General features: G+C 69.4%; 10 protein-coding genes and 1 rRNA gene. 10 read left to right on the top strand and 1 reads right to left on the bottom strand.

The window, feature by feature from the left end:
* Positions 1-136 precede the first annotated feature (136 nt).
* The 7 genes from rrf (at position 137) to tsaD (ending at position 7,642) form a co-directional block, all read left to right on the top strand.
* Positions 137-252: ribosomal RNA gene (rrf, locus tag BN423_RS06525) — 5S ribosomal RNA — on the top strand.
* 144 nt (positions 253-396) lie between these two features.
* Positions 397-957: a holo-ACP synthase gene (gene acpS / locus BN423_RS06520; protein ID WP_019239456.1), complete on the top strand. Its 561-nt coding sequence runs from the start codon at positions 397-399 to the stop codon at positions 955-957.
* Positions 935-2,557, top strand: a complete 1,623-nt coding sequence (locus tag BN423_RS06515; RefSeq protein WP_071784276.1) for a bifunctional ADP-dependent NAD(P)H-hydrate dehydratase/NAD(P)H-hydrate epimerase — start codon at positions 935-937, stop codon at positions 2,555-2,557. The genes acpS and BN423_RS06515 overlap by 23 nt, the downstream gene beginning before the upstream one ends.
* 5 nt (positions 2,558-2,562) lie before the next feature.
* Complete coding sequence (gene alr / locus BN423_RS06510; protein WP_019239454.1) at positions 2,563-3,714, top strand: alanine racemase; 1,152 nt, start codon at positions 2,563-2,565, stop codon at positions 3,712-3,714.
* A gap of 85 nt (positions 3,715-3,799) precedes the next feature.
* Positions 3,800-4,489 carry a uracil-DNA glycosylase gene (locus BN423_RS06505; protein ID WP_019239453.1) on the top strand — a complete coding sequence of 230 codons (690 nt, stop codon included), beginning with the start codon at positions 3,800-3,802 and terminating at the stop codon, positions 4,487-4,489.
* On the top strand, positions 4,486-4,989 hold the full coding sequence (gene tsaE / locus BN423_RS06500) for a tRNA (adenosine(37)-N6)-threonylcarbamoyltransferase complex ATPase subunit type 1 TsaE (RefSeq protein WP_019239452.1): 504 nt from the start codon (positions 4,486-4,488) through the stop codon (positions 4,987-4,989). Before BN423_RS06505 ends, tsaE begins: the two co-directional genes overlap by 4 nt.
* A gap of 241 nt (positions 4,990-5,230) precedes the next feature.
* A complete protein-coding gene (tsaD, locus tag BN423_RS06495; protein ID WP_019239451.1) occupies positions 5,231-7,642 on the top strand; it encodes a tRNA (adenosine(37)-N6)-threonylcarbamoyltransferase complex transferase subunit TsaD in 2,412 nt (803 codons plus the stop codon).
* Positions 7,643-7,802: 160 nt separating this feature from the next.
* On the opposite strand, the gene BN423_RS06490 is transcribed toward tsaD, so the two are convergent.
* Positions 7,803-8,630, bottom strand: a complete 828-nt coding sequence (locus BN423_RS06490; protein ID WP_019239450.1) for an exodeoxyribonuclease III — start codon at positions 8,628-8,630, stop codon at positions 7,803-7,805.
* Between the two features lie 134 nt (positions 8,631-8,764).
* On the opposite strand from BN423_RS06490, the gene BN423_RS06485 reads away from it, so the two are divergent.
* The 3 genes from BN423_RS06485 to BN423_RS06475 form a co-directional block, all read left to right on the top strand.
* Entirely contained in the window at positions 8,765-9,526 is a 762-nt protein-coding gene (locus BN423_RS06485; RefSeq protein ID WP_019239449.1) for an NAD-dependent protein deacylase, read from the top strand.
* A gap of 117 nt (positions 9,527-9,643) precedes the next feature.
* Positions 9,644-11,368, top strand: a complete 1,725-nt coding sequence (folP, locus tag BN423_RS06480) for a dihydropteroate synthase (RefSeq protein WP_019239448.1) — start codon at positions 9,644-9,646, stop codon at positions 11,366-11,368.
* A gap of 53 nt (positions 11,369-11,421) precedes the next feature.
* On the top strand, positions 11,422-11,719 hold a 298-nt coding region (locus BN423_RS06475), incomplete at its 3' end, for a J domain-containing protein (protein ID WP_019239447.1).

Here is an 11,719-nt window from a genome sequence, read left to right as displayed (position 1 = left end):
GGCGCCGGCGCCATACGAAGCGCTCCGGTCGCCGTCGAGAGGCTCCCATGCCGGGGTCTGTGGTGGATCGCATCCGCGCTGTGCGGCCCTGAGGGCACGCGGGGGACTCACCCCGCCCGGCGGGCGCCGCCCACCGGTCAGCGGCCATGGCAGGGGGGGCACGCCCGGACCCGTTCCGAACCCGGAAGCTAAGCCCCCGAGCGCCGAGAGTACTGCGGGGTCAGCCCGTGGGAGGGCAGGGCGCCGCTGACCGGTGGACGGCACCGAGCCGTGCACGAAATGAAGAGGGCTTCTGACGTATGTCAGGAGCCCTTTTTGCTATCGGTCGATTGCTGGCTCCGGTATATACTTGCAATGGCAAGTACACCGATATGAGAGCTTTGGAGGGAGGCGCGCATGGCCGAGGCAGGCATCGGCGTCGATATCGTCGAGATTGCACAGATGAGACGCGTGCTCGAGCGGACGCCTTCCTTTGCTCGAAAGATGTTCACCGAGGAGGAGCAGCGTTACTGCGACCAGGCTCCGCGCCGCGCCGCCCACTACGCCGCTCGCTTCGCTGCGCGCGAGGCGGTGCTCAAGGCGCTCGGCACCGGGTTTTCCGAGGGAATCGGGCGGAAGGACGTTTCGGTCTCCCGCGATGATCGAGGCAGGCCCATCGCGGTGCTCCAGGGTAAAGCGCTCCAGATCGCCCAGGATAACGGCATCGTCGAGGTGGCGCTGTCCCTGAGTCTCACGAGCGACCTTGCCGTCGCGAACGCCATGGCCATCACCGAGGAGGCGCGTCCGCAGCCCAAGCAGCAGCGCGAGGACGAACGCGCTCGCGTGGCGCGCTCGTTCCGAGACGCCCGATCGATCCTGGATGAACTCGAGCGCGTGCAGGACGATTCCCTTACCTCGCTTACCGGAGAAACGCTCATAGAGCATGGAGGTTCAGATGAAACCGATTCTGAGCTGTGAGGAAGTTCGACGCCTGGAAGATTGCATTGAGTCGGAGGGAACCTCCAAGGCGACGCTCATGGAGCTCGCCGGCGAGTTCGCGGCTTCGGTGGTCGCCGCCTCCGATCCCAAGCGCGTGCTCATCCTCGTGGGGTTCGGTAATAACGGCGGCGACGGCTGGGTCGCGGCGGACATCCTCGCCAACAAGGGCATCGTGGTCGACGTGGTGAGCCCGGTCGAGCCGGACGAGATTCCCGCAGCGCTCGCGCGCCACGTTGCCCGGCGCACGGCGGGTCGCGATGTGAACATCGTCATCGGCCCCTCGCGCGATGAGCTCGCGGAACTCGTCTCCCGGGCGGATGTCGTGGTCGACGCCATTCTGGGCACCGGCTTCCACGGGAGTCTCCGCCCGCCGTTCTCCATCTGGATTCCCACCGTCAACGAGCTCGCTGCCGAGGTCGTCGCCATCGACGTGCCCTCGGGTCTCGATGCCGAGACGGGCTTGGTCGAGGAGGATGCCATCCGCGCCGCGCGCACGGCTACGATGCTCGCGCCCAAGATCGGCCTGTACAGCGCGGACGGTCCGGATTACACCGGTGAGATTCTCTGCGGCGAGCTCTACGAGCGCCTGGACGAGGTCATCAACGACGTCGACCATGCGGCGGAGATGGTGGAGCCCATCGACCTCATCGATTTCCTCGAGCCGCTGCCCTCGAACATCGATAAGTACTCGCGCGGATCGGTGCTCGTCGTCGCGGGTTCGAGCAGCTATCCCGGCGCCGCGATGATGGCTGCGAAGGCCGCCGCCCGCGCCGGTGCCGGTTACGTCGCAGTCGCCGCTCCCGCCACCTGCGCGAACCTCATCCGCATGGCGCTGCCCTCCGTGCCCGTGATCGACATACCCGCCGACTCGCGCGGGGCGTTCGGCGCGGCGGCGCGGCGCGCGGTGTGCGATGCCGCGAAGAAGTTCTCCTGCGTGCTCTGCGGTCCGGGCATGACCACGGCCGCGGGCTGCATCGACGTGGTATCCGGCCTGCTCCAGCTCGACGTTCCGCTCGTGCTCGACGCCGATGCGCTCAATTGCCTCTCCAAGCTCTCGATCGGTGGTCTCGACGAGACGCCGGAGCTCTACCGTCGCGAGGCGCCGCTCATCCTGACGCCGCACTACCGCGAGCTGTCGCGCTTGGTGGACGAGGAGTCGGTTCGCGACCTGGGAAGCGCCATCGAGGCTGCCCAGCGGCTGCTCTGGGCTGCCGGCTCCGACAACTTCATCATCATCGCTAAGGGCCCGGTCACGGCCGTCGCGGGCGTCGAGAAGGTCCTGCTACCGGTCTCCGGACCGGCGTCGATGGCCACGGCGGGGACGGGCGACGTGCTCTCGGGCATCGTCGCGGGAACCGTCGCGCTCAACCATGCATACGAGGGGCCGTGGGAGCTCTTGTGCTCCTACGCCGTCTCGCTCCATTCCTATACCGGCTTCATCGCCGCCGACCGGTACGGCGAGAAGAGCGTCATCGCCACCGACCTGATCGATGTCATCGGCGACGCCATGGCGCTCGCCGCGGAAGAGGCGCTCAAGGGGCTCGACGACGAGCCCGCCACGACCGTGAAGGGGGCGTGAGCGGCATGCCCATGGAGAAGGTGCCCGAGACGCGCTGGGCGTGGGTCGAGATCGACCGCGGCGCGCTGCGCAGGAACGTGCGGGCGTTCAGGGGGCTGCTCGGGCCGCGCCAGCGCCTGTGCTGCGTGGTCAAGGCTGACGCCTACGGCCACGGGGCGGCGGAGTGCGCGCGCGTGATGCAGTCCGCCGGGGCGGATATGTTCGCCGTGGCGACGGTCATGGAGGGCGTGCGGCTGCGCGAGAGCGGCGTCACCCTTCCCATCCTGCTGCTGAGCGAGCCGCCGGAGGGCGCGATTCCGCTTTTGCTCGAGCATGAGATCATGCCCACGGTCTACACGATGGAGTTCGCGCTCGCCTATGGCGAGGGAGCCGTGCAGGCCGGCACGGTGGGCAAGTACCACCTCGCCATCGAGACGGGCATGAACCGCATCGGCGTGCACTACACCGAGGCGCTCGAGTTCCGTCGCAGCATCGATTTCCATCGCGGGCTGGCATGCGACGGCGTGTTCACGCATTTCGCCACCGCCGACGACGTGGACGGTTGGGACTACCGGCTGCAGTGCAAGCGCTTCGACGAGGCGGTCCGCGCCATGCAGGACGCCGGCCTCGCGTGCGGCACGGTGCACTGCGACAACACGCCCGCGACCATGCTCGACACCACCACGCGTTACGACATGGTGCGCGTGGGCATCGGCCTGTACGGCCTGCAGCCGTGCGAGGCGGCCGCGGCGCGCATGCCGCTCGAGCCGGTCATGAGCGTGCGGGCGCGCATCACGCGCACGACGCATCCGGCCATGGGCGAGGGCGTGAGCTACGGCTTCACGTACCGCGTCCCACGCACCGCCGTCCAGGTCTGCACGATTCCCCTGGGATATGCGGACGGCCTCTCGCGCACGCTCTCCAACCGGATGGACGTGCTCTATCGCGGCGAGCGCGCGCATCAGGTGGGCAACATCTGCATGGACCAGTGCATGTTCGCCATCCAGCAGACCCCGATCCACCAGATCCCGGAAGCTGAGCACGGCGACATGGTGACCATCATCGGCCGCGACGGCGACGCGGAGATCACCATGGACGAGATGGCACGGCTGCGCGGCACCATCAACTACGAGGTCGCGTGCGATTTCGGCATGCGGCTGGAGAAGGTGTACCTCTAGGCTGCGCCGGCGCGGCCGCCCCGAACCACAGGTCTCGACGCCAGGGCGCCCATGCCGTGGCGGGAAGCGAAGCGAGGAATCCACGATGGGCATCATGCATATTCCCGGGCACACGCACCAGAAACCGCGTGAGGTGTCGCTGGAGGAGATTCGCGCCGTGATGGGCGATTGCCGCCTGTGCGAGCTTTGCCAGACGCGCACGAACATCGTGTTCGGCGTGGGCAACCCCCATGCCCGCGTCATGTTCGTGGGCGAGGCGCCGGGGCGCAACGAAGACCTCCAGGGTGAGCCGTTCGTGGGGCGCGCCGGCGAGAACCTCAATGCGATCCTCTCGCTCGCCGGCCTCACGCGCGAGGAGATCTACATCGCGAACGTGCTGAAATGCCGCCCGCCGGGAAACCGCGATCCCAAGCCTGACGAGGTCCTGGCCTGCTCGCCGTTCCTGCGCGAGCAGATCCGCAGCATCTGGCCGGACGTGATCGTGACGCTCGGCAACCCTGCCACGCATTTCGTGCTCAAGACCGAGACGGGCATCACCCGCCTGCGCGGGCGCTTCCATCAGACGGGTCATTTCACCGTCATGCCCACGTTCCACCCGGCCGCGGCGCTGCGCAACCCCGCCTGGCAGGAGCTGCTCGAGGCGGACTTCCGCATGCTCGGCGACTGGCTCGCGCGCCATCCGGCCTGCGCCGGGGCACCCGTGCAGGGCGATGCCGCGAGTGCGGCGCCGAGTTCGGCGGATTTCCCGCTCCCTTCGATTGAGGAGCCGCGATGACGCTGCGCAGGGAGGGTTCGCGCCGGTATCTCAGCGCGTCGCAGGAAGATACCGAGCGCTTCGGCGAGCTCGTGGCGCCCCTGCTCGCGGACGGCGACGTGCTCGTGCTCACGGGCGGCCTCGGCGTGGGGAAGACGCATTTCACCAAGGGCGTGGCGCGCGGCTTGGGCGACGCGCACCCGGTGGCGAGCCCCACGTTCGCGCTCATGGCCGTGCACGACGGCGGCCGGATCCCGCTCTTCCACTTCGACCTGTACCGTCTGGAGCATGCCTACGAGCTCGAGGACACGGGCATCTTCGACGTGCTCGGATACGAGGGCGCGTGCCTGCTGGAATGGGGCGAGCAGTTCCAGGACGAGCTGACGGATGAGTTTTTGGGCGTCGTGATTGCGCGGACGGGCGAGTCGACGCGTGCCATCTCGCTGGAGGCGCACGGCCGGCGCGCGGAGGAGCTCGCGGAGGCGATCGACGCGGCGGTTGGCGCGGCTGTGGGCGCGTAGCGCGTCGCGCGGGCGAGTTTCTTGAGCGGTGTGGGCAAAAATTGGTGCTGGAATTCAGATATGCACGATTCCAGCCTCCGAGAAGGCCCGCGCGCGGCGAAATCGTGCAACCCGCGAGCGCTTCGAGCGACAAAACCGCAGGATTGCTTCGAGTGAAGCGCGTCGCGACTGGCGACGAGCGCCGATTGGGCGACGCGAATCGTGCATATCTGAATTTTTCCACCACAAAAGGACGCGAGAGATGAAAAACTGGGCCGAGACACACACCATTGCCGCGATTGACACGTCGACGGACATGCTCGCGTGTTCGATCGCACGGGTCGGTGGCGCGGAGAGCGGCGTCGAGGTGCTCGCCACGGGCGACCATCTGTGCCGGCGGCACGCGAACGTCGAGCTCATCAAGACGCTAGACGCCGCGCTCGCCGAGGCGGGGGTCGCGCGCGAGGACGTGGACGCGTACCTCGTCGGCCGCGGACCGGGCTCGTTCACGGGGGTGCGCATCGGCATCTCGACGGCGAAGGGCTTGGCGCGCGGCGCGAACGTGCCGCTCTATGGCGTGTCGACGCTCGACGCGACCGCGTGGACGTCGTGGCGCGGCGGCGTGCGCGGGCTGCTCGGCGTGGCGGCGGATGCGATGCGCGGCGAGGTGTACCCCGCGCTCTACATGCTGGACGAGGAGGGCGCGCACCGGCTCTTCGACCGGGAGCGCGTGGTCAAGGCGGCGCAGGCCGTGGAGGAGTGGGCGGCACGGAACGATGCCGACCAGCTGCAGCTCACGGGCGACGGCCTCGTGCGCTACGGCGACCGCTTCGATGCCGCCGGGCTCACGACGCGCATCGACCGCGCTCTGTGGTGGCCGAGCGGCGAGGGGCTCGCGCTCGCATGGCGCGCGGCGTGCTCGCGCGCGGGAGGCGTGGAGGGCTCGGGCGATCCGGCGCTCGTGCTGCCCATCTACACGCGGCTCTCGGATGCCGAGGAGAACGAGCGCAAGCGCCTGGGGCTCCAGCAGAGCGCGCGCAGCGAGGTGACGGGCGTGGCCGAGGAGCTGGCCGGCCGGCACCTGCAGTTCCGCCCCATGGGGCCTGCGGACGCCGAGGCGGTGGCGCGTCTGGAGCGCGCGTGCTTCGAGGGTGCGGGGCACACCCCGTGGTCTGCCGAGCAGTTCCTAGGGGAATTCAGCGAACCGGTCGTTCCGCGGAGCTGGTGGGTCGCGCATGACGACGGCGAGCTCGTGGGGTTCGCGGGCGGCATGGTCGTCGAGCACGATGTCGAGATCCTCGATGTCGCGGTCGCGGACGGGCACCGGCGCCAGGGCATCGCGCGCAAGCTGCTCTCCCATGTGAGCTACGACGCCCAGATGCTCGGGTGCACGACCGCCTCGCTCGAGGTCGAGGCGGCGAACGAGGGCGCGCGCTCGCTGTACCGCGCACTCGGGTTCGCACAGGCCGGCGTGCGTCCGGGGTACTACGGGCAGGGCGCCGACGCGATCATCATGAAGGCGCAGCTCCCGCTCGTGCTGCCCGTCGACGCGGCCTCGCCCGAGCCGACCGCTGCCGCGCTGCGCGCCTGGCCGCTCGCTGCACCCGTCCGTTCCGACGGGGAGCGCGCGGAGATTGCGCGCCGCAGGCTCGTTCTCGCCATCGAGAGCTCGTGCGACGAGACGGCGGCGGCGATCATCGATTCCGAGGGCGCGCTGCTCGCGAACCAGGTCTCGACGCAAATCGACTTCCACGCGCGCTTCGGCGGCGTCGTGCCCGAGATCGCATCGCGCAAGCACGTCGAGGCCATCGTGGGGGTGATCGACGCCGCGCTCGAGGAGGCAGCCGGCGCGCTCGGCCTTACGGGAGGCGCGCTCGAACCGCGCGAGCTCGCCGCGATCGGCGTCACGCAGGGCCCCGGCCTCGTGGGCGCGCTCGTGGTGGGCGTGGCCTTCGCGAAGGGCCTGGCGTACGCGGCGGACGTGCCGCTCATCCCCGTCAACCACCTCGAGGGGCACCTCTTCGCGAACCTGCTTGCCGAACCCACCCTCAAGCCGCCCTTCATCTTCACGCTCGTTTCCGGCGGGCACACCATGCTCGTGCACGTGCGCGACTGGGGCGACTACCGCGTGCTGGGCGAGACGCTCGACGACGCGGTGGGCGAGGCATTCGACAAGGTGGCGAAGGCGCTCGGCCTGGGGTACCCGGGCGGCCCCATCATCTCCCGCCTGGCCGAGACGGGCAACCCCAAGGCCATCGACTTCCCGCGCGCGCTCAACCGCAAGGGCGACTACCGTTTCTCGCTCTCCGGCCTCAAGACCGCGGTGGTGAACTACATCGAGCAGGAGACGGAGGCGGGCCGCACGATCCACCTGCCCGACCTCGCCGCATCGTTCGAGGCCGCGGTGTTCGACGTGCAGTACAAGAAGGCGTGGGGCGCCCTGCGCGAGACCGGGGCGCGTGAGTACTGCATCGGGGGCGGCGTGGCGGCGAACCCGCACCTGCGCGAGATGATGGTGAAGAAGCTCGGCCGGCAGGGTGTGCGCGTCACGCTGCCGCCGCGCAACGCGTGCACGGACAACGCGGCGATGATCGCCGAGGTCGCACGGCGAAAGCTCGAGCGCGGCGAGTTCGCCTCGCTCGACATCGACGCGGACCCGAACATGACGCTGTAGAGGCAGGTCAGTCTGGGAATGTAAATTTACCCCAGGGGTTATTTGACATCCCCGCAGGGGGCTCCTCACTATACAAGCCCGCCGGGGATGTCAAATATCCCCTGGGGTAAATATACATGCCCGGGACGCCAAAACGCTGGGGTAAATGTTCGCCGGCTCCCTAGAGCTCGATGGTGAGGGTGACAGGGCAGTGGTCGCTGCCGAAGATGTCGGAGCGGATGCCCGCCTCGCGCACCTGGCCGGCGATCGAGTCGCTCACCAGGAAGTAGTCGATGCGCCAGCCTGCGTTGTTCTTGCGGGCATTGAAGCGGTAGCTCCACCAGCTGTAGGCGCCCGTCTCATCGGGGTGGAGCAGGCGGAACGTGTCAGTGAACCCGGCGGCGACGAGTTCGCTGAACTTGCCGCGCTCCTCGTCCGAGAAGCCGGCGTTGCCGCGGTTGCTCTTGGGGTTCTTGAGGTCGATTTCCTCGTGTGCCACGTTGAAGTCGCCGCAGGTGATCACGGGCTTGCCCGTCTCGTCCTCCAGGCCCTTCAGGAACGCGCGGTACGCGTCGTCCCAGGCCATGCGGCACTCGATGCGCGCGAGGCCCTCCTTGGCGTTCGGGGTGTAGACGTCCACGAACCAGAAGCGCTCGAACTCGAGGGCGCACACGCGGCCCTCCGTGGCGGCCTCGGCCACGAGCTGCGCGGCGTCGCCCTCGCCCGCGAAGGGCAGCAAGCTGTCCGCGTGGCGCACGGAGAGGGGCTCGCCGAGCGCCTCGGTGCGCGCGAACACGGCGGTGCCGGAGTAGCCCTTGCGCTCGGCGTAGCTCCACACCTGGGTGTACCCGGGGAGCTCGAGGGAGACCTGGCCGTCCTGGAGCTTCGTCTCCTGCAGGGCGAGGATGTCGGCGTCGAGCTCGCGCGCGATCTCTTCGAAGCTCGGTTCCTTCTTCAGCACGGCGCGCAGGCCGTTCACGTTCCATGAGGCGAACGAATAGGTTTCCATGGTCGCTCCAATGCGCGGGGGTCGGGTGGGCTGCCGCGGCGGCTCCGGGGTGCCCGGGGCGCCGCCCGGCGCGTTCAGACGGGTATCATGATACCGTGCGCGTTTGCGCGGCTTGGCGAGCGAGGGAGGAAGCCATGGCCCATCACGCAGAACCCATCACCGACGCTGCCCGTGCGGCGCAGACGCTCGAGCGCCTGTTCGACGAGCACGAGCACGCCGTCTTCTTCGGCGGCGCGGGCGTGTCCACCGCGAGCGGCATCCCGGATTTCCGCAGCGTCGACGGCTTGTATCGGCAGCACTTCGACTATCCGCCCGAGACGATGCTCTCGCATTCGTTCTACGTCGAGCACCCGGCCGAGTTCTTCCGCTTCTACCGCGAGCGCATGGTGGCGCTCGACGCGCAGCCCAACGCGTGCCACCGGACGCTCGCCGCGCTCGAGCACGCGGGGAAGCTTGACGCCGTGGTGACGCAGAACATCGACGGCCTGCATCAGGCGGCGGGGTCGCAGCGCGTCTGGGAGCTCCACGGCTCGGTGCACCGCAACATCTGCCAGGGCTGCGGGGCGGTCTACGATGCCGCCTGGGTGTGCTCGCGCGAGCACGAGGACGGTCGCGGCGTGCCCGTGTGCCCGGTGTGCGGCGGCACGGTGAAGCCCGATGTGGTGCTCTACGAGGAGCCGCTCGACGAGCGCGTGCTCGAGGGGGCGGTGCGCGCCATCGCCCAGGCCGGCCTGCTCGTGATCGGCGGGACGTCGCTCGTGGTCTACCCGGCGGCGGGGCTCACCCGCTACTTCCAGGGGGACGAGCTCGTCATCGTGAACCGCGACCCCACGCCGCAGGATGCCGCCGCCGACGTGCTCATCTCGTGCGACATCGCCCAGGCGTTCTCGTTCTAAAGGTTGGGGAAGTGATAAAACCCAGACAGGCTGGTTTTTATCATTTTGGCGGAAGGCGGCGCGGCGTTTCGCGTGTGGATACAATAGGGGAACGCGTCTTTTCGAAAGGACTTCCTCATGGCCCAAGACATCAAGGCATGGAGCTGCGGAAAGTACACCCTCACGTTCGATCGCCCGCGCATCATGGGCGTGCTCAACGTCACCCCCGACTCGTTCAGCGACGGCGGCGAGCACTTCGATGCCGATGCGGCGATCGCCCATGGTGTGGCGATGCTCGATGCCGGCGCCGACATCATCGACGTGGGCGGCGAATCGACGCGCCCCGGGTTCCATCCGGTCGATGCGGACGAGGAGGCGCGCCGCGTCCTGCCCGTCGTGCGGGCGCTCGCGCAGAAGGGCGCGATCGTGTCCATCGACACGCGCCACGTGGAGGTCGCGAAGGCGGCCGTGCGCGTGGGCGCGTCGATCGTGAACGACGTGACGGGCTTCACCGACCCCAAGATGGTCGATTTCGTGCAGTCGAGCACCTGCGGCGTGATCATCGTGCACGCGGGCGAGGTGTCCGACCAGCCCACGCACGCCCGCACGGCGGTGCAGCTCGACACCTCCGCCGCGGCCTACATGGCGGAGCGCGCCCGCGAGGCCGAGGAGGAGGCCGCCGCGGCGAAGAGCGGTCGGGGCCAGAGGCGCTCGCGCACGCGCCTGCTGGGCACGCCGAAGCTCTCGGGCGGGTACATGCAGCAGCAGCTCCCGTTCGCCGAGGCCTTCACGGCGGCCCCCGCGCAGGATGGCGCCGAGGCCGAGGGGGAGACGCCTGCCGCCCCGGACGCCCCGGAGGCGGCCGAGGGTGCTGCGGGCGCCGCGTCGCCGATCATGACCGACGAGCTCGCCGCCATGATGAGCCGCGCGTCCCGCCAGGCGCAGGCGTACGTGAGCACCTCGCAGCTGCGCCGGTTCACCCTGCCGGACTCCGCGCCCGTCATGCGCCACATCATGGGCTTCCTGTCCGACCAGGCGCGCGCCCTCATGCGCGCCGGCGTGGCGCGCGAGCGCATCTGCATCGACCCGGGTGCGGGCTTCGGCAAGACGACGAACGAGGACATCATCATCCAGCGCGAGACGGCCAAGATGGCCTCGCTCGGCTACCCGCTGCTGTGCGCGGTCTCGCGCAAGCGCTTCGTGGGCGCGATCTCGGGTGTCGAGGAGGCGGCCGACCGCGACGCCGCGACGTTCGGCGTGTGCCTGGGCGCCATCGAGAACGGCGCGAACATCGTCCGCGTGCACAACGTCGCGGGGTTCGCGCAGTTCCTCAACGGCTTCTGGGCGGTGGCGCGCCCCAACCCGCGCCGCGCCTTCGTGGCGCTCGGCTCCAACAAGGGACAGCGCCTGGACAACATCCGCGCCGCCCGCGACCTCATCGCCGAGATCCCGCTCACCTGCGTCTCGAACTGCTCGCGCATCTACGAGAGCGAGCCGGCCTACGAGACGCGCCAGGCGCCCTTCGCGAACGCGGTCATCGAGATCAAGACCGAGCTCGCGCCGACGGTGCTGCTCGACAAACTGCTTGAGGTCGAGGACAAGCTGGGGAGGAACCGCACGCGCAGCGCCCGCCGCAACGGGCCGCGCGTCATCGACTGCGACCTGCTCTGGATGGACGGCGAGACGCATGGCGGCGACAAGCTGCGCCTGCCGCACCCCAAGCTCGGCGAGCGCGACTTCGTGCTCGTGCCGCTCGAGGACCTCATGCACGACCCGGCGCGCTTCTTCCGCTACGAGGGCGTGCCCGTGCTCGATACCGAGGAGCGCGTGGGCCATGTGGTCGGCGAGCTCGGCTCCATGTAGCGCGGCGCCGTGGGACGGGTTTCGGTGAGGCGCTGCGCGGGCGAGGGACGCGCATGACGCGGGACGAGGCGTTGAGCGTGCTGGGCGTGGAGCCCGGCGCGTCGCGCGCGGAGATAGCCGCCGCGCACCGCGAGCTCGCGCAGATGCTCCACCCCGACAAGTTCGGTGAGAACAAGCGCCTCCGCGCCCGCGCTGAGCAGCAGATGAAGCGCATCAACGAGGCGCGCGACGTGCTGCTGAACGGTGCGGGCGGGGGCTCGGCCGGCTCCGGTTCCCGCGGCCGCGCGGCGTCCGCCCGGGGCGCGGGCGCTCCAGGGAGCTCGCCGGAGGCCATCCGCTTCGAGGCGGAGG

Origin of the sequence: Enorma timonensis (genome assembly GCF_000321165.1) — a bacterium.
Lineage (GTDB): Bacteria > Actinomycetota > Coriobacteriia > Coriobacteriales > Coriobacteriaceae > Enorma.
Note: the sequence above shows the minus strand (reverse complement) of the source record. Positions and strands in the feature narration are given on the sequence as shown.

What these genes read in the sequence shown, in the direction of transcription:
- BN423_RS06490 (WP_019239450.1), bottom strand. Translation starts at nt 8,630, where the DNA reads ATGGAAACCTATTCGTTCGCCTCATGGAACGTGAACGGCCTGCGCGCC.
- BN423_RS06515 (WP_071784276.1), top strand. Translation starts at nt 935, where the DNA reads ATGAAACCGATTCTGAGCTGTGAGGAAGTTCGACGCCTGGAAGATTGC.
- BN423_RS06505 (WP_019239453.1), top strand. Translation starts at nt 3,800, where the DNA reads ATGGGCATCATGCATATTCCCGGGCACACGCACCAGAAACCGCGTGAG.
- alr (WP_019239454.1), top strand. Translation starts at nt 2,563, where the DNA reads ATGCCCATGGAGAAGGTGCCCGAGACGCGCTGGGCGTGGGTCGAGATC.
- tsaD (WP_019239451.1), top strand. Translation starts at nt 5,231, where the DNA reads ATGAAAAACTGGGCCGAGACACACACCATTGCCGCGATTGACACGTCG.
- acpS (WP_019239456.1), top strand. Translation starts at nt 397, where the DNA reads ATGGCCGAGGCAGGCATCGGCGTCGATATCGTCGAGATTGCACAGATG.
- BN423_RS06485 (WP_019239449.1), top strand. Translation starts at nt 8,765, where the DNA reads ATGGCCCATCACGCAGAACCCATCACCGACGCTGCCCGTGCGGCGCAG.
- folP (WP_019239448.1), top strand. Translation starts at nt 9,644, where the DNA reads ATGGCCCAAGACATCAAGGCATGGAGCTGCGGAAAGTACACCCTCACG.
- tsaE (WP_019239452.1), top strand. Translation starts at nt 4,486, where the DNA reads ATGACGCTGCGCAGGGAGGGTTCGCGCCGGTATCTCAGCGCGTCGCAG.